Raw genomic sequence first — 26920 nt, 5'->3', positions numbered from 1 at the left:
GTTGACGGTCGACTTCAACTCAAGGATCTCGCCCCGGGCATCCACAGTGATCTTCTGCGACAGGTCACCCTTCGCCACAGCCGTCGAGACCTGCGCGATGTTGCGCACCTGGGCGGTCAGGTTCGACGCCATCGAGTTCACGTTGTCGGTCAGATCCCGCCAGGTGCCGGCCACCCCGCGTACCTGCGCCTGACCACCCAACTTGCCCTCGGTGCCCACCTCACGGGCCACCCGCGTCACCTCGTCGGCGAACGACGACAACTGGTCCACCATCGTGTTGACGGTCGACTTCAACTCAAGGATCTCGCCCCGGGCATCCACAGTGATCTTCTGCGACAGGTCACCCTTCGCCACCGCCGTGGTCACCGAGGCGATGTTGCGGACCTGACTGGTCAGGTTGGACGCCATCGAGTTCACGTTGTCGGTCAGATCCCGCCACGTACCGCTGACGCCCTTGACCTGGGCCTGACCACCGAGGTTGCCCTCGGTGCCGACCTCGCGGGCCACCCGCGTCACCTCGTCGGCGAACGACGAGAGCTGGTCCACCATCGTGTTGACTGTGTTCTTCAGCTCCAGGATCTCGCCCTGCGCGTCGACGGTGATCTTCTGCGACAGGTCACCCTTCGCCACCGCCGTCGACACCTGCGAGATGTTGCGGACCTGGCTGGTCAGGTTGCCGGCCAGCTGGTTGACGTTCTCGGTGAGGTCGCGCCAGGTGCCGGAGACCCCGCGCACCTGTGCCTGACCACCCAACTTGCCCTCGATGCCGACCTCGCGGGCCACCCGCGTCACCTCGTCGGCGAACGACGACAACTGGTCCACCATCGTGTTGACGGTGTCCTTGAGCTCCAGGATCTCGCCCTGCGCCGCAACGGTGATCTTCTGCGACAGGTCACCCCGCGCCACCGCCGTCGACACCTGGGCGATGTTGCGCACCTGGGCCGTCAGGTTCGACGCCATCGAGTTGACGCTGTCGGTGAGGTCCTTCCAGGTGCCGGCCACGTTCGGCACGTCCGCCTGACCGCCGAGCTTGCCCTCGGTGCCCACCTCCCGGGCCACCCGGGTCACCTGCTCGGCGAAGAGCCGCAGGGTGTCGGTGAGGTAGTTCATCGTGTCGGCCAGTTCGGCGACCTCGCCCCGCGCACTGACCGTGATCTTCTGCGACAGGTCACCCTTGGCCACCGCTGTCGCCACCTGTGAGATCGACCGCACCTGGCCGGTCAGGTTCGACGCCATGGTGTTCACCGAGTCGGTGAGGTCCTTCCAGGTGCCGGCCACGCCCCGCACATCGGCCTGGCCGCCAAGCTTGCCCTCGGTGCCCACCTCCCGGGCCACCCGGGTCACCTCGTTGGAGAATGACGAGAGCTGGTCGACCATCGTGTTGACAGTGCGGCCGATCCGCAGGTATTCGCCGCGCAGCGGCCGGCCGTCGATCTCCAGGGCCATGTGCTGGGACAGGTCGCCATCCGCGACCGCCACGATGACCCGGGCGATCTCGGTAGTCGGCCGGCCCAGGTCGTCGATCAGCGAGTTGACGGCCCGCTGCGCCTCCGCCCAGGCGCCGTCCAACCCCTCGTCGTCGAGCCGTTCGGTGAGCCGGCCGTCCCGACCGACGATCCGACTGATCCGCCGCAGGTCCAGGTACTGCTGCTCCTGGACCGAGACCACCTCGTTGAAGGCGTCCGCCACCTCGCCGGCCTTGCCGGCGCGGCGGGGAAGCCGGACCTTCAGGTCGCCGCGACGGACCCGTCGCAGCGCCTCGGTCAACTCACCGAGGAGCGCCTCGTGGTCGGGCGCGGACGGATCCGCCACCGACTGCTTCGCCGTGGTCATCATTCCTCGCTCAACTCGGGGACGCCGGCCCTGCGCGACACGCCGGCACCCCATATTGTGCCTGCGTCCGCCGCAGTGCCAGGGTTCGCGACCCGCCGACCGACCCGCGATCGACCTCCGTGAGCACTCCGACCCGCCCACGGGGTCCCACACCGGTACGCCCGCGCCCATACCTCGCCCGAGCGCCGTTCCCCCGCCAGCACGGTCCTCGATCGTTGATCGGCTTGGCACCCGGTAGGGGAACGGTGGAGGATACGAGGGTGTCAGCCGAGGCGGGGCCCGCGACGCCCGGGGCCCGGAACGGGGCGGCCCGGAGTGTCCGCCTGCCCGCTGACCGTCGTACGCCCGCTGCCGCCCGCGCTGTCGTCCGCTCGGTGCTGACCGAGGCGCACCTGGACGACCTGGTTAACGAAGCGTTGCTGCTCACCACCGAGCTGACCACGAACGCCGTCGAGCACGCCCGTACCGAACTGGACATCGAGGTCGTCGCGGACGAGATCGGGCTCACCGTGACCGTCTCCGACTTCGCGCCCGGCTCCGGCGACGACGAGCTGACCATCGGCAGCCGCAACGACGCGACCGAGATCAACGAGGTGTCCGAGCGAGGTCGCGGACTGCTGCTAGTCGACCACTTCGCCAGCTGCTGGGGCACCACGTACCTGCCCACCGGCAAGGGCGTCTGGTTCCGGCTGGACCGGCCCGGTGCCGACCCGGCGCCCGGCTCCGGCGGTACGTCGCCGACGCCCGGTGCCGCCGACAATGCCGCGCCGAGCGCCAGCGCCATGAGCGAACTCATGCAGACCGCCCCCGACGCGTACGCGGACGATCCACTGCCCGACTTCGCCGCCAGTCTGCTCAGCCGACTCGCCGAGATGGTCGGCGCGGCCGGTGGCACGATCCGTCTGGACCGGGGCGACGGGCAGGGTCCACAACTGCTCGCGCGCTTCGGCCGGCAGCCCCGCCCCGGCAGCGAACTGCTCCGGGTGCCCCTGACGGTGCAGCGCCCGTACGCCGGGGAGCTGGAGCTGGATGCCGCGCCGTCGGCGTACGCCAGGCCGCTGGCGGTGCTCACGGCCGAGCGGCTGTCGCTGCACCTGGAGAACGACCGGCTGCGCCGGGCCGACGTCCGCCGGCAGGCGTGGTTGACGTTCCTGGCCGAGGTGAGCGAACTGCTTGCGCAGTCGTTGGACGTCGAGCTGACGATGGCGCTGATCCCGCAGCTCGTGGTGCCGCGGCTCGGCCAGTGGTGCGCTGTGCACACAACCGACGAGTGGGGCCGGCTCCGGCTGGCGGCGGCCAGCCACGCCGACGAGTCGGTGCTGCCGCAGTTGCACAAGGTGCTGGCGGAGACCGGCCCGGATTCGATCCAGGCCCGGCTGCGTGAGGCGTCCCGGACTGCGGCGCAGATCCCGCTCGGCGGGCCGATGGATGGTTTCGCCGTCCCGCTCATCGCCCGGGGTCAGCGGCTCGGCACCCTGGCGGTGGGCCGGCACCAACGGCACCGGCACGATCCGGACCAGGTGGCCGTGTTGGAGGATGTGGCCCGGCGGGCCGCGTTGGCCATCGAGAACGCCCGCATCCACGCCGAGCGGCGTCGTGTCGCGCAGACACTCCAGCAGTCCCTGCTGCCGCCCGTGCTGCCCGTGGTGGAGGGGATCGGCTTCGCCGCCGAGTACGTCCCGACGGGCGACGACGCGGAGGTGGGCGGCGACTTCTACGACGTGGTACCGCTGCCCGACGGGCGCTCTTTGGTGGTGATCGGGGACGTCTCGGGCAAGGGGGTGCAGGCGGCGGCCGTCACCGGACTGGTCCGGGACGTGATCCGGGTGCTGGTCGGCGATGGGAAGCCGCTGCCGGAGGCGCTGGCCCGGCTCAACCAGACGCTTGTCGAGCGGGGCGGCGGCCGATACTGCACGCTTGCCCTCGCGGCGGTCGGGATGGGTGACGGTGGTCAGCTGGAGGTCTCGCTGCACCTGGCCGGGCACGACCGGCCGGTGCTGCTGGCCGGCGCGGGTGGCGCCGAGTTCGTCGGCACCGGGGGGACGGCGCTGGGCCTGCTCGACACGATCATCTCGCCGACGGCGGAGATCACGCTCGCGCCGGGCGACTCGCTGATCTTCTACACCGACGGGGTCACGGAGCGTCGACGCGGCAGGGAGCTGTTCGGCACGGACCGGCTGCGCCATGCCGCAGCACCTCTGGCCGGATATTCCGCCGACGTGGTGGCCGCCCGACTGCGGGCCGCCGCGATCAACTTCTCGGTCGAACCGCCCCGCGACGACATCGCCATCCTGGTGCTCCGCAACGACACGATCTGACCGGCCGACGCCACGCTTCCGGGGGTCAACGGCCGCCAGGGAGGCGGCCCGGGGCGAGGCGGTGCTCCGGGTCGAGGTGCTCCTTGGCGGCCTTGAGGCGGGCCAGACCAGCCAGCTCACCCCACATGTCGACGGCCTGCCGGACCGCTGCGGGGGCGGAGACGACAACGCATCGGCCCTGCCGCGCCAGCAGCACCCCCCGGACGGCGGCCAGAATGGACGCCACCCGGTCGGGTGCCATTGCGCCGGGCAGCGCCGCGTGCACCACGCCCAGCCCGGCGGAGCCCCGCACCGGCACCGGGGAGCCGGCCGCGTCGCGCAGTGCGTAGACGGCGGCGTGCAGATCGCCGATCGGCACCTCCAGGCGCAGCGCCGTGTCGCCGGGAGCGAACGGGTAGCGGCGCCACCACGGCGGCGCGGAGTGGGTGACCGTCGCCTCCCCGTGCAGCAGGCCGACCAGGCGCTCGGCGCGTTCGGTCACGTCGGCGGGGCCGCCCTCCAGCAGCACCACCAGGCTGCCCGCCCGGGATGGGGCGCTGGCCCGTCCCGACATCGACGGGTGGCGCTCCCGGGCGGTCGCGGCGGGATGGCCGGGCGGGTACGGGGTGCGCGGCCGAGGTGCCCCGGCGGGTAGGTCCAGCTCGATGGCCGCCGGCTCCAGTCGGGCGGCGAGGATCGTCCGGACCAGGTCGTGGACCTCAAGCGGGGTCCACACCGGCCGGGACACCCAGAGCCGGCTGGCTGGCACCGGCTGCACCCGCAGGCTTGCCGAGACCAGCACGCCGAGGGCACCCTGCGAGCCGCAGAGCAGGCGGGCCAGGTCGAGCCCGGGCGCGCCGCCACCGACGCTGACCAGCTCACCGTCGGCACCCAGGTAGCGGACCTCGATGAGCTGGTCGCAGGGGCTGCCGTGCCGGTGTCGCAGCGGGCCTGCCTCCCCGGCGGCGAGCACCCCGCCCAGGGTCGCGCCCGGCGAGGGGGCGTCCATTGCGAGTCGCTGCCCGGTGCGCTCCAGAGTGGCCTGGACCGCCCGTAGCGGCGTGCCGGCACCCACCTCGGCCACCGGTGCGCCCACCGGCTCGTGACCGATGCCTGCCAGGCGGCCGGTGTCGAGCACGATGTCGACCTGCGTGGGCGTGGCACCCCAGTCGATCTTCGTGCCGGCGCCGCGGGGCACCACCGCCAGGTCGTGCGCGGCGGCCAGCCGCAGCACCTCGGCTGCGGCGTGTGGGCCACCCGGTACTGCCACCCAGCGGGCCGGGCGCCCGGCGACCTCGTCGGCCGGCCCGGCGAGGCGGGAGAACGGTGGACCGCAGATCGCCGCCAACCGCCGGGTGATCTCGATAGCGCCGGACCGACCGAGGGAACTCGCTGCTGCCGCCATGGCGGCTATCGTACATGTGTTCGAATGCCATGGTCACGGCATTCGGGGATGCCGCTGGTCCGGCGCGCGGAGCGGGCCGGCCGGTAACGTGGCCGCCGTGACCACCGAGACTGCCCCGCCCGCGGCGAAGCGGGTGCCCACCGAGCGCACCCACCACGGCGACACCGTCATCGACGAGTACGCCTGGCTCGCCGCCAAGGACGACCCGGAGACGATCGCCTACCTGACCGCCGAGAACGCGTACACCGAGGAGCGCACCGCGCACCTGGCGGCCCTCCGCGGAGAGTTGTTCGAGGAGACCCGCCAGCGGACCCGGGAGACCGACCTGTCGGTGCCGACCCGCAAGGGCGGACACTGGTACTACACGCGCACCGTCGAGGGTCAGCAGTACGGGGTGCAGTGTCGCCGCGCGGTCCGCGACGGCGAGACCGAGCCGCCGGTCAGCGCGGACGGCGCACCGCTGGACGGCGAAGAGGTGCTGCTCGACGGCAACCTGCTTGCCGAGGGGCACGACTTCTTCTCGCTCGGCGCGTTCGACGTCAGCCCGGACGGTCGCTGGCTTGCCTACTCCACCGACTTCTCCGGCGACGAGCGTTTCACACTTCGCGTCAAGGACCTGAGCACCGGTGAGCTGCTGCCGGACGAGGTGCCCGACACGTTCTACGGCACGGCCTGGTCAGCCGACGCGTCGGTGCTGTTCTACGTGACAGTGGACGACGCCTGGCGGCCCAACCGGGTGTGGCGGCACACCATCGGCTCCGCCTCCTCCGACGACGTGGTGGTCCACCAGGAGGACGACGAGCGGTTCTGGGTGGGTGTGGAGCTGACCCGGTCGGAGAAGTTCATCCTGATCGACATCCACAGCAAGATCACCAGCGAGGTGCTGGTGATCCCGGCCGGCAACCCGACAGGTGCGCCCGCCGTGATCGCGCCTCGCCGTCAGGGCGTGGAGTACGCCGTCGAGCACCACGGCCACCGCTTCCTGATCCTGCACAACGACGGTGCGGAGGACTTCGCGCTGGCGTTCACCTCGGCCGACGTACCGGGTGACTGGGTGCCGCTGATCGAGCACACCCCGGGCACCCGGCTGGAGGCCGTGGACGCGTTCGCGAACCACCTCGTGGTGTCGCTGCGCACCGAAGGGCTCACCGGGCTCCGGGTGCTGCCGGTGGGCAGCGACGACGCGTACGACATCGACTTTCCCGAGCCGCTCTACAGCGTCGGGCTGGACTCCAACCCGGAGTACCGCACCGGGCAGGTCCGCCTGCGCTACTCCTCGCTTGTCACCCCCGACTCGGTCTACGACTACGACCTGGTGACCCGGCAGATGGTGCTGCGCAAGCAGAAGCCGGTGCTGCCCGGTCCGGACGGCCGGCCGTACGACCCGGCCGAGTACGAGCAGCACCGCGACTGGGCGCTCGCCGACGACGGCACGAGGGTGCCGATCTCGCTTGTCTGCCGGGTCGGCACGCCCCGCGACGGCTCGGCGCCCTGCGAGCTGTACGGCTACGGCTCGTACGAGGCGAGCATGGACCCGTGGTTCTCGGTGGCCCGACTGTCCCTGCTGGACAGGGGTGTCATCTTCGCTGTGGCGCACACCCGGGGTGGCGGTGAGCTGGGCCGCCGCTGGTACGACCAGGGCAAGCTGCTGGCCAAGAAGAACACCTTCACCGACTTCGTGGCGTGCGCCCGGCACCTGGTCAAGGCCGGCTGGACGGCAAGCGACAGGCTGGTCGCCAGGGGCGCTTCGGCCGGCGGCCTGCTGATGGGCGCGGTCGCCAACCTCGCCCCGGACGCGTTCACAGGGATCGTCGCGCAGGTGCCGTTCGTGGACGCGCTCACGTCGATCCTCGACCCGTCGCTGCCGCTCACCGTCACCGAGTGGGAGGAGTGGGGCAACCCCCTCGAAGACCCCGAGGTGTACGCGTACATGAAGTCGTACACGCCGTACGAGAACGTTGCTGCGCTTGACTATCCGGCGATCCTCGCGGTGACCAGTCTCAACGACACGCGGGTGCTCTACTCCGAGCCGGCGAAGTGGGTCGCGCGCCTGCGGGCTGTCGCTCCGACCGGCGACTACCTGCTCAAGACCGAGATGGGCGCCGGGCACGGAGGCCCGAGCGGCCGCTACGACGCCTGGCGCGAGGAGGCGTTCATCAACGCCTGGATCCTGGACCGCATCGGTCGCGCCTGACCGGGCGTTGATCGCGCCCGATCCTGGAGGTCCCCTCGGCAGCCCGGGGAGCCCCCGACATCCGGGATCGGGCGCGATCACGCCTGCCACACCCGCCCACGGGACACGCCCTAGACTTTCGGGGTGACCGAGGTTACGGACGGCGACGACGGATCCGCCGAGGAGGCCCGCCGGCCGAGCATCGCGGCAGTGGCCCGCGACCGCCGGGTGTGGCTGATCCTCGCGGTGGTCGCCGGCCTCCTGGTCTGCTGCTGCTCGGCCATCATCGGCTCGCTTGTCGCACTCTCCACCGGCCTGCTGAGGGCCTGACGCGAGGTCACGTCGTGCGCAGCTCGTCCACAGCGGTGCTCATGCGCAGGAAGAGCAGGCCGACACCGACCGTCACCAGCACCGCCGCCAACGCGCCGGCACCGAGCCAGGCCAGATGCTCCAGGGGTACGGCGACAGCGCGCTCGGTACTGCCGGTCTGCATGATCCGGGTGTACTGCGCACGGGTGGCCGGGTCTGCGCAGAGCGCGGCCGTGGCCTCGCAGACCTCGCTCGACAGCTCCCCGTTCCCCACCGACGGAAAAAGCCCCCGACCGAGCGACGCTCCCACTGTGAGGGCGAGCAGGATCGCCGGCACCGCTGGCGCGAGTGCCTGCCAGGCCACGGAACGGCTCAGCGTGGCGCGGGGCACGCCGGTGGCGACAAGCGCGGCGTACGCGCGCCGACGGGCGACGATGCCCTCGACAAGCGCGACCATCAGCCCGCACGCCGCGAGCAGCACGGCCATCCCCACCGCGGCGTCGACAAGGTCCATTGTCGCCAGGTAGAACGGATCGGAGCCGTCGGCCACGCCGGCGAGCCGGTTCTGCTCCCGTTGGAGCGAGTCCTGGGCGACGAAGTAGGCGCGCAGCGCCGCCGCGCCGGCACCGAAGATCACGGCGGCCAGCAGCGCCGCGAACGTACGGCTGCCCGCCCACGGGTCGGCCATCAGCCTGCCCGCAGCGAGCAGTGCCGGTGCGCGGCGGGCGTGCCGGCGCAGCAGACGCCCGCAGGTGTACGAGATCCAGCCGGTGCCGGAGAGCACGCCGACCATCGCCGTCAGACCGCCCACAGTGAACAGCAGCGGCACCAGCCAGTTCACAAGCGACGCGTTGCCGCTGAAGCGGTAGGCCACCGGACGCACCGCGACGAAGCAGAGCAGCCCAAGCCCGATCAGCGGCCCCGCCCACAGGCGCGGACCACGCTCCCGGGCGGCTCGGCGGCTCACCCCGAGCGGGCTCGTAGTGACAGTGCGCAGCATCAGAGCCGTGGCCAGGGCCGCGATCAACGGCAGCCCCAGCACCACCGCCGCCAGCGCGCCTGTCGACGGCAGCACGTCGGTGGGCAGCGCCAGCCGGCCCTGCGCGTCCGGCCTGTGCAGCAACTCCCGCCCGCCGAGATAGACGCCCAGCCCGGCGAGGGTGCCGAACAGGCTCGCCAGGCCGGTCTCCAGCACGGCCAGGCGCGTCACCTGACCGGGGGTGGCGCCGGCCAGCCGGAGCGCGGCAAGCCGCCGGTCCCGGGCCGGCGCCCCGAGCCGGGCGCACTGCCCGGCAAGCGTCAGCACCGGAACGGCGAGCATGAGCAGCGCGAACGCTGTCCCCCCGCGCAGCCCCGGCTCCCGCAGCAACGCGTTGCGGTACTGCTCGGACTCCACGTAGGCGTCGCCTGCGGGTTTCTGGATGGCCAGCACTGTGAGCGCCGCCAGCCCGGCCAGGGTCGCCAGCAGGGCGCTGAGCGCGGTGAGCACCGCACGGGCCGTGTCGGTGCGGTTGCCCGCGAGCGCCAGCCGGACCAGCGTCGCCAGCTTCACCGCTGGCCGCCGGCCACCGGCAGGTCGAGCCCCAGGCCGGTGTGGTCCACCAGGCCGTCGCGCAGCACGATCTCCCGATCGGCGTACGCGGCGATTCGCGGCTCGTGGGTGACAAGCACGACTGCGGTGCGCTGCTCACGGGCGAGCCGGACCAGCTGGGTGAGGACCTGCTCACCGGTGAGCGTGTCCAGTGCGCCTGTCGGCTCGTCGGCGAAGAGCACCCGAGGCTCGGTGACAAGCGCCCGCGCGGTGGCACAACGCTGCTGCTGACCGCCGGACATCTCACCCGGCCGCACGTCGGCCAGCTCGGCCACCCCGAACCGTTCCAACCAGGTGAGCGCCGCCGTCCGTGCCTCTCGCCGCCCCGTGCCGGCGAGGAGCAGTGGCAGTGCGACGTTCTCCGCCGCGGTCAGCTCGGCGACCAGTTGGCCGAACTGGAACAGCACCCCGAACTCGGTGCGCCGTAGCCGGGAACGGGCCGCCTCCGACCAGGTGTCGATGCGGTGCCCACGCCAGGTGACCTCCCCTGCGTCCGGCCGGAGAATCCCGGCCAGGCAGTGCAGCAGTGTCGACTTGCCGCAGCCGCTCGGGCCGGTGACGGCGACGATCTCACCCTCGGCCACGTCGAGGGTGACGCCACGCAGGGCGGGCGTCGGCCCGTACGCCCGAACCACCCCGCGAGCCTGGAGTTGCGTCACGGATGCACCTCCCGGTACCAGTCGGCGACCCGGCCCAGGGTGGTGTGCAACCACCGTAGGTCCGCATCGAGGTGTGCGATAGCGAAGTCGGCAGCGATCACATCGCTGACGGAGGCCGCCGGGTCGGTCTTGACCGAGGTCAGCTCACGCAGTCGTGCGGTGTGCGCGGCGCGCTGTGCGACCAGGTACGACCGGGCCCTGTCGATGTCGGCGACAAGCAGCGCCACCACGACCTTCGTGAAGAGCGTGCTCGCCACGTACGGCATCGGTGTCTCGACAGTTGACAGCCACTCGTCAAGAGCGGACCGCCCGTCACCTGTCAACGCGTACGCCGTGCGGTCCGGACCGGACGCCCGGTCCTGGCCGGCGGCGGCGACCAGGCCGTCCCGTTCGAGACGGCCGAGGGTCGCGTAGACCTGCCCGAAGGCAAGCGGTCGAGCCCGGGGCAGCCGCTCGTCGTGCGCCCGCTTGAGCTCATAGCCGTGCCGGCTACCTCCGGCAAGCAACCCGAGCAGAACATGCGGCGTCGACACGCCACCACTATTCGCTCAGCGAATACCTGTGTCAACACCTCTGCCCGGCGGGGCGGGTCAGGGCGGGGCGGGGGCAGGTCAGGTTGAGGTGGGCCAGGTGGGTGTGCGGCCGGTCTGGGCCAGAAGCCGATGCAGGTCGGGCACGTCGTCGACGGTGGTGGGTGGCGGGTCGGCGAAGACGCCCATCTTGCGGGCCGTCGGCCCCAACTGCTCGACCAGCTCGTGCAGCGCGGCAACGGCCTCCGGAGCCGGCTGGTACGGCTGGCCGGTCGCCACAGCGAGGTCCCAGCCGTGCACCGTGAGGTCCAGCAGCGCCATGCCGCCCACGACGGCCTGTGGCATGCCCATGCCCGGCGACACGCCCACCAACGACGACGGTTCCGACCAGGCGGCGACCAGCCGGTCCGCCTCCACAGCGAACCGGTCCCGCCAGCCGTCGCCGAGGTGGTCGGGCTTCTCAACCCACTCGACCGGCCGTTTCGCTGCCAACTCCTGGAAGTTCACCACCACCTCGAACAGGTGGTTCAACAGATCACGGACCACGTATTCGCGGCACGGCGTCGGCATGTCGAGTTGGTCGTCGGCGATGGCGCGCACCACGCCGACGGTTCGCGGCGCGGCAGCCGCCAGCAAATCGCTAGTCTGAGTGGCCATAGGGCCAGCGTATGAAGGTGGTCTTGAAGAAATGCGACAGCGACCGCGCGACGACAGCCGGGGCATTCTCGACCCCGCGCGGTTGCTGCGCGAGGTCCGCTTCCGCCGACACCTGCCGGCCGAGCCGCTGCGCCAGTGGGTCGAGCACTACTGGTTGATCGACTGGGCGTTGAGCGCACCGTTCGAGCAGCGGGTGGTGCCACACCCGGCGGTCAACGTGGTGTTCCAACGCGACGGCAGCGGAGGCGACGGCCGCGTACCCGAGGTTGGGGAGGTGGCAGGTGTCGGCCTGGACCTGTTCCGGATCACGCTTACCGGCGCGGGCCGGGTCTGCGGGGTCCAGTTCCGCCCCGGCGGCTTCCGCCCGTTCTGGCGGCGGTCGATCGCCGAGTTGACAGGTCGTCGCCTGCCCCTGCCCGCCGGCCGGCTGCGACGGCCCGACTTCGACGTCTGCGCGGGCACCGACGACGACCGCCGCCGCGCGCTCGACGCCGCCCTCACCGCCTGGGCGCCCGAGCCGGACCCGGCCGCCGAGGAGGCCATCGCGCTGGCCGAGGCGATCCGGACGGACCGCACGGTACTGCGCGTCGACGAGTTCGCCGCACGACACGACCTCCCGGTCCGCCGGCTACAGCGGCTGTTCACCGAGTACGTGGGGGTCGGCCCCAAGTGGGTGATCCGCCGCTACCGGCTTCAGGAGGCAGTCGAGCAGGCGGCCGGCGGCCCGCTGAACTGGGCGGATCTGGCCGTCGACCTCGGGTACAGCGACCAGGCGCACCTGGTCCGCGACTTCACAGCCGTCGCCGGTGTGTCACCTGCCGCGTACGCCCGGTCGGTGCGCTGACGTCGCCTCAGCGGCGGCGCAGCACGACAACGGCCACGTCGTCGTGGATCTTCGGCGGGGCCAACTGCGTCAGCAGCCGGTCACAGAACCGGTTGAGGTCCTCGTCCACTGTGACTGCCACCGCGGCGAGCGCGGCCATCCCCTCGTCGATCGTGGCGTCCCGGCGCTCGATCAACCCGTCGGTGTAGAACACGAGCGTGGCCCCGGCGGGCAACACGAACTCCAGGTCGGCGGGGCGAGGAGCGCGAACGCCGAGCAGCGGCGCCGAGTGCTGCACGAACTCGATCTTGCCGTCCATTGTGAGCACCGGCGGCAGATGGCCGGCGCTGGCCAGCCGGACCCGACCGCTCGGCGGGTGCAGCAGCAGGACGCAGAGCGTGGCCAGCTCGTTCGGCAGCAGGGTCCGCATGAGTTCGTTGACCCGGTGCAGGATCTCGCCGGGCTGGTGCCCCTCGACCGCGTACGCCCGCACCGCGTGCCGCAGCTCGGCCATCACTGTGGCCGCGTGCAGCGAGTGGCCTGCCACGTCACCGATCGCCAGCAGGAGATGCCCGTCGAGCATCACCAGTTCGTAGAAGTCGCCACCCACCTCGGTCTGCGCGCTTGCCGGCTCGTAGCGCACCGCGAGGTCCAGCCCTGCCACCTCGGGCAGCCGGCGCGGAAGCAGGCTGCGTTGCAGGGTGACGGCGATACGGTGCTCCTCGTCGAACGAGCGCTGAGCCTCCACCGCCGCCGCCACCGCCTGGGCGAGCTGCACGAGCACCGGCGTCCGGGCGGTCTGGGTGGCGGTCGGGACCACCACGTACAGCGGCGCGCGATCGTCCCGCAGTCGGGCGGCGGCCACCGTCACCGAGTCGTCGGCCGGCCATTCGATGAGCGCCCAGTTCTCCGGAGACTCCACGCGGACCGTGGCCCCGGTCGGGACGCCCGTGTCGTCGACGATCCACGGCACGACTGTCGCCTCGGCCCCGGGGCCGGCGCTGATCCCGGCGAGGCAGTCACCGTCGAACGTCTCGGCGATCACCGCCGCCGGGCTCTTGAAGATCTCCGCGGCACCCGCGGCGGCGACCTCCAGCAGCCGCGCGAACGTCGGCGCGGCGTGTACCGCCACAGTCGTGTCAGCGAGCCCGAGCAGCCGCTCGGCGAGCAGTTCCGCGCGCTGCCGGGCCTGGTAGTAGCGCAGCACCGCCCGGGTGGTGGCGATCAGCTCCTCAGGCTCGATCGGCTCGGTGAGGTAGGCGTCCGCGCCCCGGGTCAACCCCTGGGCGCGGTCGGCCACATCCACCGCGTGCGCGGACACGTGGATCACCGGCATGGCCGGATGGGACTCCTTGATCCGCTCGCACACCTCGTAGCCGCTCAGGTCGGGCAGCCGGACGTCGAGCACCACGAGGTCGATCCGGTCCGTGTCGACCCGGACCAGCGCCTCCGCGCCGTTCTCCGCCTCCAGCACCGTGAACCCGGCCCGGGTCAGCCAACTGACGAGCAGGTACCGCTTGGTACGGCTGTCATCGACCACCAGGACGATCGCCGCCCCGCCCTCCACCGTCACGCTCCGCCGGAGGGGAGGGAAACCGTGAAGGTGCTGCCCCGGCCGGGCTCACTGCTCAGCTCGAGCGTCCCCCCGAGCAGGGTCACCAACCGCCGGGCGTACGGCAGGCCGAGGCCGGTGCCACCGACCCGGGTCGCGCCCGGCACCTGATAGAACTCCTCGAAGATCCGCTCGTGCAGCTCGGGGGCGATTCCCGCGCCGGTGTCGCTGACCTCGAAGACCCACCGGTCGTCACGGAGCCGGACGCGCAGCCGCACCTCGCCGCGCTCGGTGAACTTCAGCCCGTTGTGCAGCAGGTTACGCAGCACCTGGCCGAGCAGCACCTCGTCGGTACGCAGGACGGCCGGCGCGATCGGCTCCTCCACCACCAACTCCACCTCCGGCCTGGTGGCCAGCGCGCGCAGCGTACCGCGCAGTTGGCCGAAGACGGGGCGCAGATCGACGTCCGCCCAGTCCGGTTGGATCCGGCCGGACTCCGCCTTCGCCAGATCCAGCAGCTCGTTGACCAGGCCGAGCAGGTCGGACGCCGAGGAACGGATCAGACCGACCTGGCGTGCCTGTTCGGCGGTGAGCGGGTCGGAGGCGGAGTCGGAGAGCAACCGCCCCAACCCGATGATCGCGGTCACGGGAGCGCGCAGCTCGTGGCTCACGTTCGCCAGGAACCGGCTCTTGGACTCGCTCGCCGCGCGCAACTGGGCCGACTTCTCGTCCAACTCCGCGTAGAGGGCGACGACGCCCCGGTTGGTCTCCTCCAACTCCTCGGTGAGCTGGTTGTAGAGCGCCAGCACGCCACGGTTGGTTTCGGCCAACTCCTCGTTCAGCACTGCCAACTCGTCGCGTTGGCTGCGCACCTCGTCGAGAGCCGCGATCAGCTGCCCGTTCTGCACCGTCAACTCGTCCAGCGCGCTGGCCGGAGCGCTCAACCCGAGTTCGGCACGGAACTCGGCGAGGCGCTCCGGCGTCGGCGTCGGCGCGTTGGCCGGGACTCGTCGGGACATCCTCACGACCGTAACGCCCTCGACGGTCACCGCGCTCAGTCTGTCGACCAGGCGAGACACCGCAGCGGACTGCGGTTCGTACCGACCGCCGGGCAGGGGGGTCACCGGGGCGAGGTCGGCGCCCAGGTGGAACCGGCCGTCAGGGCCGGCCTCGACGTGGAAGGACACGTCAGCGCCACCGCACATTCGCAACAGGTCCCTGGCGACCTCGCTGAGCGCTGTGGCGATACGGACCTGGTCCTGGTGTTCCAGACCCACCACCGCGGCCACCTCGCGACCCCGCTGACGGATCACGAAGATGTCCTGCTCGACCCGCAGCGTCATCTGCAGCAACGGCAGCGCGCCCGGCTCGCCGCTCATGTCCAGGACCTCGCGGCCAGTACGCAGGCGTCGTCGCGGCGTGTGCCGGCGTCGCGCAGCAGTGTCGCCGCCACCACGAGCGGGGAACGGCCGGCGATGTCCGGGTAGTCGGTCAACCGCCAGCGGTCGACCACGCCGTCGCTGTGCATCACCAGCAGCGCGCCGGGGCCGAACGGATAGTCGTACCCCCGGACGGTCGGCCGTTGGTGCCCGGCGATGCCGGGCAACGACACCAGCCCACGACGTTGGCCGCTGCCCTCGACGACCATTCCGGCGATGTTGCCCAGGCCGGCGTAGTGCAGCACGCCCTCCTCGGGCACCAGCTCGGCCACCGCCAGTGCCGCGCCCCGGGTGTGCGACATGGACCGGTGCAGGTGGCTCACCACCGCCGCGGGTGGGCTGGCCGGCGCGTCACGGAACGCGGCAAGAGCCGCCTCGGTCGCGGCGGCAGCCAGCGGGCCGTGCCCGAGGCCGTCGCTGACCAGCACCTGATGCCGCCCTTCCACCACCCGGACGGCGTACCCGTCGCCGCTTACCGTCTCGCCGGTCAGTGGTCGGGTGAGAGCGCCGGCCCAGGGCGGCCGGGGAGGTGCCGCCGGCCAGACCTGCACAGCGAGCACTGTGCCCCGCCCCGGGAGCGAGTACCCGTCGAACGAGCTGGCCTGCCGGACGATGGCGCCGAGGCCGATGCCGAGCGTGCCCGTGGTGGAGTGCCCGTCCTGGGACGAGACGGTCAGGTCGGCCATGCCGGGGCCGGAGTCGATGGCCACCAGCTCCACGCCGGCCTCTCCGCCGCGGCGGACGGGCCGGAGCAGCAGGACGCCCTCGTCGGCGTGCTTGACGAGGTTGCTGGTCAGCTCGGCCGCGACGATGGCCAGGTCGGCAACGCGCGCCGGAGCCATCTCCAGCTGCGCGCCGAGGCGTTCGGCGGCACGTCGTACGGAGCTGGCAGTGCCGCTGGCCTCCACCCGGAACCAGAGGCCACTGTCGGTGATCAGGTCCTCGTTCACCGGGACCACTTGGTGACCGTGATGCGCGTGCCGGTTTCCTGCGACGTCTCGATCTCGAAATCGTCAACAAGCCGGCGAGACCCGCTGAGCCCGAGGCCGAGGCCGCCGCCGGTGGTGTAGCCGTCGGTCAAGGCCAGGTCGAGATCGGCGATGCCGGGCCCGGAGTCGGCGAAGACGATCCGTACGCCCTTACGTCGGCCGTTGTCCACGATGGTCACCTCGACGGAGCCACCACCGCCGTACACCAGGGTGTTGCGGGCCAGTTCGCTCGCCGCCGTGACCACCTTGGTCTGGTCGACCAGGGACAGTTTGACCGCCACCGCGACGGCACGGACCAGCTGCCGGACGCGGACCACGTCCTCGTCGCTGCGGATCGACTGCGCCTGCGGCGGGCCCACGTCGACGCCAAGGGTCATGGCCTGGCCGTCTCGGCGTCCGGGTCGTCGTCGTCGAACTGGTCGTCCGGATCGTCGGCGCGGGCCGCCGCGACCAGTTCCATGCCCCGCTCGACGTTCAGGGCGGTACGGATGCCGTTGAGCGACAGCCCCAGCTCGACAAGTGTGATGGCGACGGCCGGACGCATCCCGACCACCACCGTCTCCGCGTCGAGCACCTTGGAGATCGACGCGATGGTGGAGAGCATCCGCCCGACGAACGAGTCGACGATGTCCAGGGCTGTGATGTCGATGATGACGCCGTGGCAGCCGGTCGCGACGATCCGCTCGGCGAGATCTTCCTGGAGCTGGACCGCCGTCTGGTCGGACATGTCCAGCTGGATGGAGACGAGCAGGATGTCGCCGATCTTGAGGATCGGCACGCGTTCCATCAGGCGTCCCGGCGTGACTGGCGACGTGCGGTTTCCACCCCGTTGAGCCGCAGCACGTGGCGCAGCGCGTCGGCCAGGCTCGCCTTGGTGGCGATGTCGCCGAACTCGATGCCGAGGGCGACGATGGTCTGCGCGATCTGCGGGCGGATGCCGGAGATGATGCAGTCGGCGCCCATCAGCCGGGCGGCCACCACTGTCTTCAGGATGTGCTGGGCGACCTGGGTGTCGACCGCCGGGACGCCGGTGATGTCGATGATCGCGTACGGGGAGCCCGTGTCGACGAGCGTCTGGAGCAGACGCTCCATCACCACCTGGGCCCGGGCGGAGTCCAGGGTGCCGACGAGCGGTACGGCGACCACGCCCTCCCAGAGCTTGACCACCGGCGTGGAAAGTTCGAGCAGCTGCTCCGCCTGGTCGGCGATCAGGCTCTCCCGGGTACGGACGAAGCTCTCGAAGGTGAACAGGCCCATCTCGTCGACAAGCCCGGAGAAGGCGACGTAGTCGCGCAGTTTGTCGTCGCCGCCGACCTCCTCGACGAGGGAGACCAGCACCTCCTTGAGCGCGAAGACGCTGATCGCGGTCTCGGTGGCGGAGAACCCCTGCCGGGCCCTGCCCCGGGACAGCTCGGAGAGCGCGGCGCGCAACTCGGCCGCACTGTCGGCGGACAGGTTGATGGCACCCTGCTCACCCGTGGTGACGATGGCGTGGTGCAGGTCCTGCACCTGCCGTCGCAGCTCGGCCTGACTCAGCCGGCCGCGGAGCGAACTGGCGATGATCTCGGTCCATCGTTGCGTTACCCGCTCGGCGTGCCCGCCCAGCAGCGCGGCGAGTCGACCACTTTCCTCGGCGTTCAACGCCATTGCGAAACCCCCCTCGACCTGGACCGGCCGGACTCTATCACCGGGGGCTGCAGAGCTAGTTGCTCCGTAGCAACGGAATGACGACGGCCACCGGATCTTGCCTCCCGATCTGCGTACGACACCTGTCGTGGGATACCGTTCCTCCGATAACAGGAGGTCTGGCTTATGTCCTTGACGGTGCACACGGAACAACGCGGCGACGTGGTCGTCGTGTCGGTCGCGGGCGAACTGGACATGGCAACAGCACCGCAGTTGCAGGACCAGATCACCGACCTGCTCGACAAGGGCCGCAGCCGGTTGGTGTTCGACCTGGCGGAGGTTTCGTTCTGCGACTCGACCGGTCTGTCGGTCTTCGTGCGGGCCAAGAACAGCTGCGACGAAGCCGGTGGCGTGGTGCGCCTGGCCGCACCCCAGCGGGGCGTGCTGCGCATCCTCGAGGTGAGCGGGCTGGTCGAGGTGCTGCACACGTACCCGACGGTGGACGAGGCAGTCGCCGGCGAACCGACACCGGCCTCCTCCTGACCGCTGCGGCTGATCACTCGTCCTCGACGTAGCGGGGACGGGCGATCGCCATGCCCGCTGTCGTCTGCACCGCGAGCGCGGCCAGCAGGAACCCGAGCGGAGCCGTCCAGCCTCCGGTGACCTCGTAGAGGATGCCGACCATCAGCGGGCCGAGGGCGGCGATCACGTACCCGGTGCTCTGCGCGAACGCGGACAGCGCCACGGTCCCCTCGGCGGTGCGGGACCGCAGGCCGATGGCGGTCAGGATCATCGGGAACGCTCCCTGGCCGATCGCCAGCAGAGCCACCCAGAGCAGCGCGGCGCCGTGCGGGGCGATCGCCAGCCCGATGTAGCTCAGCGCCGACGCGGCGGTCAGCCCGAGCACCAGCGGACGCAGGGTGGCCAGCCGGCCGGCCACGGTGGGCATGAGCAGCGCGATAGGCACGCCGAGCGCGGTCACCCCGGCGAGCAGCAGCCCCGCCGATTCCGGCTGGTAGCCGGCGTCCCGGAAGAGCTGGGCCAGCCAGCCCATGATCGCGTACCCGCTGAGCGACTGCGCCCCGAAGTAGATGGCCATCGCCCAGCCCAACCGGGTCCGTTCCGGCCGGATCCGGGCCGACGCGGCGGGGCGCGGCGTCGGGGCCGCCCGCCGCGCGGCCGCCCGGGTCCGCAGAGCCAGCGGCACCCACGGGAGTACGGCAAGCGCGGCGAGCGCGGCCCAGATGCCCAGACCGGCCCGCCACGACCCGAAGGCGTGCGCGATCGGCACCGCGGTCGCCGCGGCCACCGTCGTGCCCACTGTCAAAGCCATCGTGTACGCCCCGGTCACCAGGCCGGTGCGGTGCGGGAAGTGCTGCTTGACGAGCATCGGCAGCAGGATGTTCGCCACCGCGATGCCGGCCAGCGCCAGTGCGCTGGTGAGGACGAAGACCCAGGTCGAGTCGGTGAGGACCCGCAGCACCTGGCCGAGGGCCAGGGCGAACATGGCGACCACCAGCACCCGGGCCGGCGCCACCTTGCGGACCAGCCACGGGGTGAGCGCGCCGAGGCCGGCGAAGGCGATTGTCGGCAGGGTGGTGACGAGGCCCGCGGTGACCCCGGACAGCCCCAGCCCGTCGCGGATCTCGTCGAGCAGCGCACCGAGGCTGGTGACTGCGGCGCGCAGGTTGAGCGCCACCAACAGCATCCCGACGAGTACGAGCGCGCCTCCGGTCGCCGGTGGGACCCGACGGCCCGCGCGGATGTCGCCCGCATTGGGGAGGGCGACGGGAGCGGGCGCCGCCGGAGCGGCGGTAGGTGGCGGGGTCATGACCTCTAACCTACAATCATGGGATGAATTCGGGACCGGTGATGTAACCAGTGCCACCCTCAGTTGATTCCCCCGCAGCGCCGCCGGTGCCGCCGCGCGGGCACCGGGTCCGTCAGACCATCGAGCAGCTCCGGTCGCGGATCCTGGGCGGCGAGTGGCCGGTCGGCGGGCGCATCCCCACCGAGCCACAGTTGGTGGCCGCGCTGGGCGTCGGGCGCAACACCGTCCGCGAGGCCGTCCGCGCGCTTCAGCACGCGGGCGTGCTGGAGTGCCGGCAGGGCTCCGGCACGTACGTCGTGTCCACCGACGAACTGGCGCCGGTGGTGGCCCGCCAGCTCGGCGACGACCGGATGACCGAGGTCGTCGAGGTACGGCGCGCCTTCGAGGTGGAAGCGGCCCGGCTCGCCGCGCTGAGGCGTACACCGGAGGACCTGGCGGCGCTCGACGACGCGCTCGCCGAACGTGAGGCGGCCTGGCGCGGCGGCCGGGTCGACGCGTTCGTCGAGGCCGACGCGGCCCTGCACACGGTGGTGGTCGCCGCCGCGCACAACGCCATGCTCGCCGAGCTGTACGCCTCGGTCGGCACCGCCCTGCGCAGCACCGTCGCCCAGGCGATGGGGGACGCACTCACCCCCGAGCGCTACGTCGACCACACCCGGCTGGTCGAGGCGATCCGGGCCGGCGACCCGGCGTTGGCAGCCATCGAAGCCGGCGCTTTTCTGGAGCCCGTCGCGGGGGCATAGGTTGTCCCCGACGGAAAACGGGCCACCTCAGGAGTACGGATGTTCAAGGGCTTCAAAGATTTCATCATGCGCGGCAACGTCGTCGACCTGGCGGTCGGTGTCGTCATCGGTGCCGCGTTCACGACGGTGGTCACGTCGCTGACCAACGCGTTCCTCAAGCCGCTTATCGCGCTGATCGTGCTGTTGATCACCGGTAAGGACAACGGCCTCGAAGGCGCTGCCTGGACGATCCGCGGCGTCGAGTTCGACTGGATCAGCTTCGTCAACGCGGTGATCACGTTCCTGCTCACCGCGGCGGCGCTCTACTTCCTCGTGGTGTTCCCGATGAACAAGCTCGCCGAGCGGCGCAAGCGCGGCGAGGAGCCGCCGCCCTCGGCCCCGAGCGAGGAGGTCAAGCTGCTCACCGAGATCCGGGACGCGCTGGTCTCCGCCGGCCACACCACGCCGGGCCAGCAGCGCGGGGCGCTTGACGACGTGCTGGGCCGCCGCACTGAACCGCCGGCGCCGCGCTGACCCCGAACGGATGCACATCGGCCCCTGCGGGAATCCCGCAGGGGCCGCATCTTCTCGTACGTGTGTTCGATAGAGTCCCGCCATGGAGCAGCGAAAGCACTGGTGGAACGGGAAGTGGGGGCGGCTGGCCCGACGGGACGTCTTCCTGCGGGTGGACGCCGACCGGTGGCACGTCGAGCAGCGAGCCGGCGGCGCCGAGGGCATCTCCCGTTTCTACGAGTACGGCAGTGCTGACGAGGCCGAGGACACCATCCGGGCACTGCTCGACGGCTCCGACGCCTGGCGTGAGCTGTCCCCGCGTCCACCCGGCAGCTGGACCCTGCCGAACGGCTGAGCGGGACGGCGTCGAGGCGGCCGACGCCTTTGCCTCGCCGTCAAGCAGCTCCGGGCCGACCTGCGGGCGGTCCGTGGGGCAGGCCCGCCGCAGCCCGTCGACCCATCGCGGCCCGTCGGCGTCCGTTGCCGCCCCGGCGCTGGAGGCGGTAGTGAATTTGACGGTGATTACTCTGAGACATATTTATGCCTCAGAGTAATCACGCTCTCCGGGCCCACCGCCCCGCCGCCGGTCGCTACCCGGCTGACCGCTAGTCGAGCGGGTCGGCACCGGCGTTTAGCGACGCGCTGCCCCGGGAACCGCTGAAAAATGGACCAGCAGGACGCGCAGCAGGCGACCATCTCGCGGATCACCACCGGAATGCCGGTGATCGACGTCGCCGGCACCGAGATCGGGACCGTGGACCTCGTCCAACGGGGTGACCCGAACGCGGTGACAGTGCAGTCTCCGACCGCCGACCCGGGCAGCAGCCTGGACGAGCTGATCGAGGCGACCGCCGTGGAGGAGCCGGACGTACCGGCCGACCTGGCGGCGCGACTGCTGCACACCGGCTACCTGAAGGTCTCGACGGAGTCGGCAGATATCGGAGCCGTGTACGTCCCGGCCGACCGGATCGCCGCCGTCACCGACGGGCGGGTGAGCCTCACGGTCGACGTGGCCGACCTGCCACCCGAGGAGTGACCTGGTCCCGAGCGGCTTCGACCTCGGCGCTGCCAGGTCGCTGATCGGGTGCGGGTCTCTCCGAGGGACCGGGCCGGTCGGGCCTGCGGCGGAACAGCAGCAGCATCAGGCAACCGGCGACCAGGCCCCAGAACGCGCCGCCCACACCGATCAGCGTCACCCCCGAGGCGGTCACCACGAAGGTGACCACGGCGGCCTCCCGGGTGTCCGGATCGGCCACCGCTGCGGCGAGCGCCGTGGCAAGCGCTCCCAGCAGCGCCAGCCCGGCGACCGCCTCGATGAGGATCGGCGGGGCGATCGACACCAGCGCGGTGGCCACCCCCGCGCCCAGCCCGAGCAGGGCCAGGCCGACGCCAGCGGTGACCGAGGCGACCCAGCGGCGCTCCGGATCCGGGTGGGCGTCCGGACCGGCGGCCAGCGCGGCCGTGATCGCCGCTAGGTTCACGGCGTGCCCGCCGGCCGGTGCGGCCAGGAGGCTGGCCAGGCCGGTGGTCCGCAGCGCGGCGCCGAAGGGCGGGCGGTAGCCGTAGCCGGCCAGCACCGCCATGCCGGGTACGTTCTGCGCGGCCATTGTGACAAGGAACAGCGGAAGGGCGAGCCCGACAAGCGCGGACGCATTCCAGGCCGGCGCGGTGAAGGTGACAGTAGGGGTGAGCGTGACCCCGCTCAGGCCTGCTGGCGGCGCGGTGAGCGCTATCGCCGCCACTGCCACCAGCAGCGCGCCCGGCACCGCCCAGCGGCGAGCGAACCGGTACAGCAGCAGCCAGCCGGCCACCACCGGGCCGGCCACCGCGGGCAGTTCGACAAGCGCGCGGACCGGAGCGGTGCAGAGCGGCAGCAGCACACCGGCGAGCATCGCGCCGGCCACCGGCTTGGGGATGGCGGCCACCGCCCGGCCAAGTGGCGGAAACAGACCCGCCGCGACGATCAGCAGGCCGGCCACGAGGAAGGCGCCCACCGCGACCGGCCACCCGCCCGGCTGCGGCCCGGTCGCCACCAGCAGCGCCGCGCCGGGGGTCGACCAGGCGACGCTCATCGGTATCCGGTGGCGCAAGCCCAGCCAGACAGCGGCGAGCCCGCTCGCCACGCAGAGGGCCAGCAGGCCGGAGGACGCCTGCGCGTCCGACGCGCCCACCGCCCGGAGCCCGGCCAACACGACGGTGAACGAGCTGGCGAAGCCGACGAGCGCCGTCACCACGCCGGCAAGCAACGGTTGAGCCCGTCCGGCCACTCCCGCCCCCTGTTCCGTTTACGGAACGACAGTTGTAGCACGATATGCGGATGCCGCACCCACCGGCCCGGCGTCCGGGCCTCGACGTGGATCCCGCCGTCGTGGGCCGCCGTGTACGCGCCCTGCGCGAGGAGCGGGGGATCTCGCTGTCCGCGCTGGCCCGGCTCGCCGGCGTCGGCAAGGCCACGCTCTCCGGCCTGGAGCACGGCACCCGCAACCCGACCCTGGAGACGCTCTGGGCGGTCACCGCACAACTCGGCGTGCCGCTGACCGCCGTACTCGCCGAGCCGGCAGGCGTACCCACCGTGCACGGCAGCGCGGTCACCGCCACCCTGCTGGAGGTGTTCACCGACTCCGACGCGACCTACGAGCTGTATCGGATCCGGGTGGCCCCCGGGCCGGGGCAACTCTCCCCCGCCCACCACCCAGGGGTCACCGAACACCTGACCGTCTTCGCCGGACTGCTACGTGCCGGCCCGGCCGACGCGCCGCTCACCGCTTCGGCCGGCGGCCACCTCCGCTGGGTCTCCGACGTGCCACACAGCTACACGGCGATCGGCGACGAGGAGGTCACCGCAAGCCTGCTACTGCGCTACCCGCGCCGCTGAGCGGACGGCCCAGAGCGCCACCTCGGTACGCGACGCCGAGCCCGTCTTGCGCAGCAGGTTGGACACGTGCACGGTGACCGTACGCACCGAGATGCCGAGCGCCTTCGCGACCTGCTTGTTGGACATGCCGGCGACGAGGCAGCCCAGCACCTCGACCTCCCGAGCGGTCAACTCCACGTCCGGTAGCGCGTCGACCGGGTCGGCATCCGCCACCCGATCGACAGGTGGGGTCGGCTGGCGCGGGCCGGGCAACCGACGCAGCAACACGTCCGGCCCCTCTCCCGCGTGCGCGGCAAGCAACTCGGTCAACGCGTACGGGTTGCCGCCGGTGCACCGCCAGACCGAAGCGACCAACCGGCCGGAAGGACGGCTGCCGGCGTACACCTGGGTCAGGATCTCGGCGACCTCGGCCGGACGCAGCGGGCCGAGGTGCTGGCGGACGGCGCCCCGGACGCCTGTGAGCCGGGCCAGCGCGCGGCGGGTGAGCTCCGGTGCCACCGCGTCGGCCGGCGGTCGGCTCGCCACCACCAGCAGGGCGGGCAGGGCCGCCACGGTGGCCAACTCACCGACCAGGTTGACGCTGGCCGGGTCGAGCGCGTGCAGGTCGTCCACGACCAGTACGGCCGGGCCGGCACCGACGAGCAACTGGACGGTCCGCACGGCGAGGCGGAGCAGGGTGCCGGGCGCGTACCGCTCGCGGGGTGCTGTGGGCTGCTGGGCCAACCAGGCCAACGCGTCCGCTGGTAGGCCGAGCCGGCTGGTGTCCCGGCCGGTGAGTACCGCGGCCAGCCAGTCGTACGGCGCAGGGCCGTGCACCCGGGCTGCGCCGGAGAGGATCAGCGCGGGACGCGGCGTGAAAGCGTCCACGGCGGCTGCGACCAGCAGACTCTTGCCCACCCCGGCCGCTCCGGTGAGCACCGCGACGCTCGGCGCCGGCCGGCGCGGCGACACCACCGCGGACCATGCCCGGTCGAGCTCGGCGAGCTCGCCGGCGCGCCCGACCATGGACACCGGCATCATTTCTTCACCCTACGCAGTAGTGCGTAGAGACGAAGGCGGGGTGTTCTTGGCAAGCTTGTCCCCATGACGCTGATCCTCCGCTCGGTCATCCTCAACGACATCGGTCTGGTTCGCACCAACAACGAGGACTCCGCCCTCGCCGGTGACCGCCTGATCGCCGTCGCCGACGGCATGGGCGGGCTGCCCGCGGGTGAGGTGGCGAGCGAGATCGTGATCCGGATTCTGGACGAGCTGGCCCCGCCCACCGACCCCGACGGGGCCGCCGACGCCCTGCGTGCCGTGGTCAGCACCGCCAACCAGCGCATCCACGCCGCCATCACCGTCGACCCGGCCCGCGAGGGGATGGGCACCACGCTCACCGCCGCGCTGCTGGCCGGCGAGACGCTCGTGCTGGCCCAGGTCGGTGACTCCCGCTGCTATCTGCTGCGCGACGGGGAGTTGACCCAGCTCACCCGGGACGACACATTCGTGCAGGCACTTGTCGACCAGGGCACGCTCTCCCCCGACCAGGCCCGGCACCACCCGCAGCGGTCCCTGGTGACGCGGGCCGTGCAGGGTGCCGACACCCCACCGGCGGTCGGTGTGCTCACAGTCGTTCCCGGCGACCGGCTGCTGCTGTGCAGCGACGGGCTCTCCGACTACGTCGAGGACGAGGCGATCGCGGCGACGCTCGGCATGTACGCCGACCGTCAGCAGTGCGGCGAGCAGTTGGTGAAGCTCGCCCACCACGCCGGCGCCCCGGACAACGTCACGGTCGTGGTCTCCGACGTCACGACCCGCTGACCTGGGCGCAATCCGGTTGCGGCGGGTGGCGGCACCGGTTGGGATGGGCGGATGACCATCCGACGGGTGACGGCCGACGAGCGTCTCACCACCAGCTTCCCGCTGGCCGCGTACGCCTTCGAGTCGTCGCCGCTCGGTGCCGCCCGGGTCGAGGAGTTCCGCGACTACCTGCCCTACCACCAGGGCAACACGACGCTGGCCGTCGAGGAGCACGGCGAGACGCTGGCTGCCGCCTCAGCCATCCCGATGCGGCAGAACCTGCGCGGGTCGGTGCTGTCGATGGCCGGCGTCGCCGGTGTGGCCACCCATCCGCTGGCCCGCCGGCAGGGGCACGTCCGAGGGCTGCTGCACCAACTCCTCGACGAGATGCGCGACGAGGGGCACAAGCTCACCGCGCTCTACCCGTTCCGGCCCAGCTTCTACGCCCGGTTCGGCTACATCGGGCTGCCCAAGCCGCGCACCGTCGCGTTCACGCCGGCCGATCTGGGGTCGCTGGTCCGCGCCGAGCTGCCCGGCGAGGTGGGCTGGGAGCGGATCCGCGCCGGCTATCCCGCGTGGCGCGCGTTCACCGAACGCTGCCTGACGGAACGGCACGGCTTCTCGATCTTCCCGGACTATCGGGACGTCGGCCTGCGCGACCGCGACGAGCACTGGCTGCTCACAGCCCGGGTGGACGGCGAGGTAACCGGCGTGCTCACGTACCGGATCGACGGCCACGGCGGCACGCTCATCGGCAACGAGCTGCTGGTTGCCGACCCGCTCGCCCGGACGCTGCTGTTGCAGTTCTTCGCCAGGCACATCGACCAGGTCGACCGGGTCACCGTCCAGGTCCCGCCGGACGAGTTGCCGGAGCTGTGGCGCACCGACCTGGACGTACACGTCGAGGCGCGGGCGGGCCGGCCGGGCGCGTCCGCCCCGATGGCACGGCTGCTGTCGCTGGACGCGCTCAGCGGGCTGTCCGCAGGCCCGGGCCGGGTCCGGGTCGAGCTGACCGGGGACCGGTGGCTGGCCGGCAACCACCTGCTGGACGGCACGACCGGCGCGCTGGAGCTGCTGCCCGACGACAGCGCCCGGGTGCCGACGGCAACGCTCACCGCCGCCGGGCTCTCCGCCCTGGCGTACGGGGTGCTGGACCCCGCCGAGCTGCCGTTGCGCGGGCTTGGCGACGTACCTGTGGACGCCGCAACCGAGCTGCGCGGGATCTTCCCCCGCGCGGTGCCGTACCTGTTCGCCGACTTTTAGCAGCTGGTTAAACCGGCCCGGCAGATTCGCTCCGGCGTCGTCGCGGCTCCT

General features: G+C 71.9%; 27 protein-coding genes. 12 read left to right on the top strand and 15 right to left on the bottom strand.

The genetic code is table 11. From position 1 onward, the window contains the following. A partial coding sequence (locus ACLQ23_RS22605; RefSeq protein WP_425881043.1) for a HAMP domain-containing protein occupies positions 1–1833 on the bottom strand: 1833 nt, incomplete at its 3' end. Between the two features lie 260 nt (positions 1834–2093). On the opposite strand from ACLQ23_RS22605, the gene ACLQ23_RS22600 reads away from it, so the two are divergent. After that, positions 2094–4151, top strand: a complete 2058-nt coding sequence (locus ACLQ23_RS22600; RefSeq protein WP_355587950.1) for a SpoIIE family protein phosphatase — start codon at positions 2094–2096, stop codon at positions 4149–4151. Positions 4152–4176: 25 nt separating this feature from the next. Here ACLQ23_RS22600 and ACLQ23_RS22595 read toward each other — a convergent pair whose 3' ends face one another. Further along, on the bottom strand, positions 4177–5535 hold the full coding sequence (locus tag ACLQ23_RS22595; protein ID WP_425881042.1) for an FAD-binding oxidoreductase: 1359 nt from the start codon (positions 5533–5535) through the stop codon (positions 4177–4179). Positions 5536–5632: 97 nt separating this feature from the next. Between ACLQ23_RS22595 and ACLQ23_RS22590 the strand changes: the two genes are divergently transcribed. Together ACLQ23_RS22590 and ACLQ23_RS22585 are read left to right on the top strand one after the other, a co-directional pair. Further along, on the top strand, positions 5633–7729 hold the full coding sequence (locus ACLQ23_RS22590) for a S9 family peptidase (RefSeq protein WP_355587946.1): 2097 nt from the start codon (positions 5633–5635) through the stop codon (positions 7727–7729). A 123-nt stretch (positions 7730–7852) separates the two neighbouring features. Next, the gene (locus ACLQ23_RS22585; RefSeq protein ID WP_425735776.1) at positions 7853–8038 is read left to right on the top strand and encodes a hypothetical protein; all 186 of its coding nucleotides are present in this window, start codon (positions 7853–7855) and stop codon (positions 8036–8038) included. Positions 8039–8045: 7 nt separating this feature from the next. Here ACLQ23_RS22585 and ACLQ23_RS22580 read toward each other — a convergent pair whose 3' ends face one another. The 4 genes from ACLQ23_RS22580 to ACLQ23_RS22565 form a co-directional block, all read right to left on the bottom strand. Next, complete coding sequence (locus ACLQ23_RS22580; RefSeq protein WP_355587942.1) at positions 8046–9569, bottom strand: FtsX-like permease family protein; 1524 nt, start codon at positions 9567–9569, stop codon at positions 8046–8048. Next, on the bottom strand, positions 9566–10267 hold the full coding sequence (locus ACLQ23_RS22575; protein ID WP_053652147.1) for an ABC transporter ATP-binding protein: 702 nt from the start codon (positions 10265–10267) through the stop codon (positions 9566–9568). Before ACLQ23_RS22575 ends, ACLQ23_RS22580 begins: the two co-directional genes overlap by 4 nt. After that, positions 10264–10800 carry a PadR family transcriptional regulator gene (locus ACLQ23_RS22570; RefSeq protein WP_355587940.1) on the bottom strand — a complete coding sequence of 179 codons (537 nt, stop codon included), beginning with the start codon at positions 10798–10800 and terminating at the stop codon, positions 10264–10266. Before ACLQ23_RS22570 ends, ACLQ23_RS22575 begins: the two co-directional genes overlap by 4 nt. Before the next feature lie 78 nt (positions 10801–10878). Then, positions 10879–11454 carry a TIGR03086 family metal-binding protein gene (locus tag ACLQ23_RS22565; protein WP_355587938.1) on the bottom strand — a complete coding sequence of 192 codons (576 nt, stop codon included), beginning with the start codon at positions 11452–11454 and terminating at the stop codon, positions 10879–10881. Positions 11455–11485: 31 nt separating this feature from the next. On the opposite strand from ACLQ23_RS22565, the gene ACLQ23_RS22560 reads away from it, so the two are divergent. After that, positions 11486–12298 (top strand): AraC family transcriptional regulator, encoded by an 813-nt coding sequence (locus tag ACLQ23_RS22560; RefSeq protein ID WP_355587936.1) that lies wholly within the window; start codon positions 11486–11488, stop codon positions 12296–12298. Positions 12299–12305: 7 nt separating this feature from the next. Here the strand turns inward: ACLQ23_RS22560 and ACLQ23_RS22555 are convergent, their stop codons facing one another. The 6 genes from ACLQ23_RS22555 to ACLQ23_RS22530 are packed head-to-tail and all read right to left on the bottom strand — an operon-like array spanning position 12306 to position 17904. Beyond that, a complete protein-coding gene (locus tag ACLQ23_RS22555) occupies positions 12306–13850 on the bottom strand; it encodes a SpoIIE family protein phosphatase (RefSeq protein ID WP_425735777.1) in 1545 nt (514 codons plus the stop codon). Then, a complete protein-coding gene (locus ACLQ23_RS22550) occupies positions 13847–15208 on the bottom strand; it encodes a sensor histidine kinase (RefSeq protein WP_425735778.1) in 1362 nt (453 codons plus the stop codon). The genes ACLQ23_RS22555 and ACLQ23_RS22550 overlap by 4 nt, the downstream gene beginning before the upstream one ends. Then, entirely contained in the window at positions 15205–16218 is a 1014-nt protein-coding gene (locus ACLQ23_RS22545) for a SpoIIE family protein phosphatase (RefSeq protein WP_425735790.1), read from the bottom strand. The genes ACLQ23_RS22550 and ACLQ23_RS22545 overlap by 4 nt, the downstream gene beginning before the upstream one ends. Continuing rightward, positions 16215–16634 carry an anti-sigma regulatory factor gene (locus tag ACLQ23_RS22540; RefSeq protein ID WP_355587931.1) on the bottom strand — a complete coding sequence of 140 codons (420 nt, stop codon included), beginning with the start codon at positions 16632–16634 and terminating at the stop codon, positions 16215–16217. Before ACLQ23_RS22540 ends, ACLQ23_RS22545 begins: the two co-directional genes overlap by 4 nt. Next, positions 16631–17044, bottom strand: coding sequence for an STAS domain-containing protein (locus ACLQ23_RS22535; protein ID WP_355587930.1), 414 nt, complete (start codon positions 17042–17044; stop codon positions 16631–16633). Before ACLQ23_RS22535 ends, ACLQ23_RS22540 begins: the two co-directional genes overlap by 4 nt. Then, on the bottom strand, positions 17044–17904 hold the full coding sequence (locus ACLQ23_RS22530; protein WP_425735779.1) for an STAS domain-containing protein: 861 nt from the start codon (positions 17902–17904) through the stop codon (positions 17044–17046). Before ACLQ23_RS22530 ends, ACLQ23_RS22535 begins: the two co-directional genes overlap by 1 nt. Before the next feature lie 165 nt (positions 17905–18069). Between ACLQ23_RS22530 and ACLQ23_RS22525 the strand changes: the two genes are divergently transcribed. Beyond that, the gene (locus tag ACLQ23_RS22525; RefSeq protein WP_053652127.1) at positions 18070–18426 is read left to right on the top strand and encodes an STAS domain-containing protein; all 357 of its coding nucleotides are present in this window, start codon (positions 18070–18072) and stop codon (positions 18424–18426) included. Between the two features lie 13 nt (positions 18427–18439). On the opposite strand, the gene ACLQ23_RS22520 is transcribed toward ACLQ23_RS22525, so the two are convergent. Further along, a complete protein-coding gene (locus ACLQ23_RS22520) occupies positions 18440–19714 on the bottom strand; it encodes an MFS transporter (RefSeq protein ID WP_425735780.1) in 1275 nt (424 codons plus the stop codon). A gap of 50 nt (positions 19715–19764) precedes the next feature. On the opposite strand from ACLQ23_RS22520, the gene ACLQ23_RS22515 reads away from it, so the two are divergent. The 4 genes from ACLQ23_RS22515 to ACLQ23_RS22500 all read left to right on the top strand — a co-directional run bounded on the left by ACLQ23_RS22515 (position 19765) and on the right by ACLQ23_RS22500 (position 21985). Next, on the top strand, positions 19765–20457 hold the full coding sequence (locus ACLQ23_RS22515) for a FadR/GntR family transcriptional regulator (RefSeq protein WP_425735781.1): 693 nt from the start codon (positions 19765–19767) through the stop codon (positions 20455–20457). A gap of 39 nt (positions 20458–20496) precedes the next feature. Beyond that, positions 20497–20970: a large conductance mechanosensitive channel protein MscL gene (mscL, locus tag ACLQ23_RS22510; RefSeq protein ID WP_355587924.1), complete on the top strand. Its 474-nt coding sequence runs from the start codon at positions 20497–20499 to the stop codon at positions 20968–20970. Between the two features lie 82 nt (positions 20971–21052). Then, entirely contained in the window at positions 21053–21304 is a 252-nt protein-coding gene (locus ACLQ23_RS22505) for a hypothetical protein (RefSeq protein WP_355587922.1), read from the top strand. 309 nt (positions 21305–21613) lie between these two features. After that, a complete protein-coding gene (locus tag ACLQ23_RS22500) occupies positions 21614–21985 on the top strand; it encodes a hypothetical protein (RefSeq protein ID WP_355587920.1) in 372 nt (123 codons plus the stop codon). Here ACLQ23_RS22500 and ACLQ23_RS22495 read toward each other — a convergent pair. Beyond that, a complete protein-coding gene (locus tag ACLQ23_RS22495; protein ID WP_355587918.1) occupies positions 21948–23216 on the bottom strand; it encodes a benzoate/H(+) symporter BenE family transporter in 1269 nt (422 codons plus the stop codon). The two genes, ACLQ23_RS22500 and ACLQ23_RS22495, sit on opposite strands and share 38 nt — an antisense overlap. 50 nt (positions 23217–23266) lie before the next feature. On the opposite strand from ACLQ23_RS22495, the gene ACLQ23_RS22490 reads away from it, so the two are divergent. Then, the gene (locus ACLQ23_RS22490; protein ID WP_355587916.1) at positions 23267–23824 is read left to right on the top strand and encodes a helix-turn-helix domain-containing protein; all 558 of its coding nucleotides are present in this window, start codon (positions 23267–23269) and stop codon (positions 23822–23824) included. Here the strand turns inward: ACLQ23_RS22490 and ACLQ23_RS22485 are convergent. Continuing rightward, positions 23801–24844: a LuxR C-terminal-related transcriptional regulator gene (locus ACLQ23_RS22485; protein ID WP_355587914.1), complete on the bottom strand. Its 1044-nt coding sequence runs from the start codon at positions 24842–24844 to the stop codon at positions 23801–23803. The genes ACLQ23_RS22490 and ACLQ23_RS22485 overlap by 24 nt on opposite strands. Positions 24845–24907: 63 nt before the next feature. Here ACLQ23_RS22485 and ACLQ23_RS22480 point away from each other — a divergent pair, with 63 nt between their 5' ends. Both ACLQ23_RS22480 and ACLQ23_RS22475 read left to right on the top strand, forming a co-directional pair. Next, positions 24908–25627 (top strand): PP2C family protein-serine/threonine phosphatase, encoded by a 720-nt coding sequence (locus ACLQ23_RS22480; RefSeq protein WP_053652112.1) that lies wholly within the window; start codon positions 24908–24910, stop codon positions 25625–25627. Between the two features lie 51 nt (positions 25628–25678). Next, a complete protein-coding gene (locus ACLQ23_RS22475; RefSeq protein WP_425881041.1) occupies positions 25679–26869 on the top strand; it encodes a GNAT family N-acetyltransferase in 1191 nt (396 codons plus the stop codon). The last annotated feature ends 51 nt before the right edge of the window (positions 26870–26920 follow it).

Source organism: Micromonospora sp. DT41 (genome assembly GCF_049841715.1).
Lineage (GTDB): Bacteria > Actinomycetota > Actinomycetes > Mycobacteriales > Micromonosporaceae > Micromonospora > Micromonospora profundi.
The sequence above is the reverse complement of the archived record's forward strand: the minus strand, read 5'-3'. Positions and strand labels throughout refer to the sequence as shown.

What these genes read in the sequence shown, in the direction of transcription:
- ACLQ23_RS22595 (WP_425881042.1), bottom strand. Translation starts at nt 5,535, where the DNA reads ATGGCGGCAGCAGCGAGTTCCCTCGGTCGGTCCGGCGCTATCGAGATC.
- ACLQ23_RS22565 (WP_355587938.1), bottom strand. Translation starts at nt 11,454, where the DNA reads ATGGCCACTCAGACTAGCGATTTGCTGGCGGCTGCCGCGCCGCGAACC.
- ACLQ23_RS22560 (WP_355587936.1), top strand. Translation starts at nt 11,486, where the DNA reads ATGCGACAGCGACCGCGCGACGACAGCCGGGGCATTCTCGACCCCGCG.
- ACLQ23_RS22550 (WP_425735778.1), bottom strand. Translation starts at nt 15,208, where the DNA reads ATGAGCGGCGAGCCGGGCGCGCTGCCGTTGCTGCAGATGACGCTGCGG.
- ACLQ23_RS22540 (WP_355587931.1), bottom strand. Translation starts at nt 16,634, where the DNA reads ATGACCCTTGGCGTCGACGTGGGCCCGCCGCAGGCGCAGTCGATCCGC.
- ACLQ23_RS22535 (WP_355587930.1), bottom strand. Translation starts at nt 17,044, where the DNA reads ATGGAACGCGTGCCGATCCTCAAGATCGGCGACATCCTGCTCGTCTCC.
- ACLQ23_RS22530 (WP_425735779.1), bottom strand. Translation starts at nt 17,904, where the DNA reads ATGGCGTTGAACGCCGAGGAAAGTGGTCGACTCGCCGCGCTGCTGGGC.
- ACLQ23_RS22525 (WP_053652127.1), top strand. Translation starts at nt 18,070, where the DNA reads ATGTCCTTGACGGTGCACACGGAACAACGCGGCGACGTGGTCGTCGTG.
- ACLQ23_RS22520 (WP_425735780.1), bottom strand. Translation starts at nt 19,714, where the DNA reads ATGACCCCGCCACCTACCGCCGCTCCGGCGGCGCCCGCTCCCGTCGCC.
- mscL (WP_355587924.1), top strand. Translation starts at nt 20,497, where the DNA reads ATGTTCAAGGGCTTCAAAGATTTCATCATGCGCGGCAACGTCGTCGAC.
- ACLQ23_RS22505 (WP_355587922.1), top strand. Translation starts at nt 21,053, where the DNA reads ATGGAGCAGCGAAAGCACTGGTGGAACGGGAAGTGGGGGCGGCTGGCC.
- ACLQ23_RS22500 (WP_355587920.1), top strand. Translation starts at nt 21,614, where the DNA reads ATGGACCAGCAGGACGCGCAGCAGGCGACCATCTCGCGGATCACCACC.
- ACLQ23_RS22490 (WP_355587916.1), top strand. Translation starts at nt 23,267, where the DNA reads ATGCCGCACCCACCGGCCCGGCGTCCGGGCCTCGACGTGGATCCCGCC.
- ACLQ23_RS22485 (WP_355587914.1), bottom strand. Translation starts at nt 24,844, where the DNA reads ATGATGCCGGTGTCCATGGTCGGGCGCGCCGGCGAGCTCGCCGAGCTC.
- ACLQ23_RS22480 (WP_053652112.1), top strand. Translation starts at nt 24,908, where the DNA reads ATGACGCTGATCCTCCGCTCGGTCATCCTCAACGACATCGGTCTGGTT.
- ACLQ23_RS22475 (WP_425881041.1), top strand. Translation starts at nt 25,679, where the DNA reads ATGACCATCCGACGGGTGACGGCCGACGAGCGTCTCACCACCAGCTTC.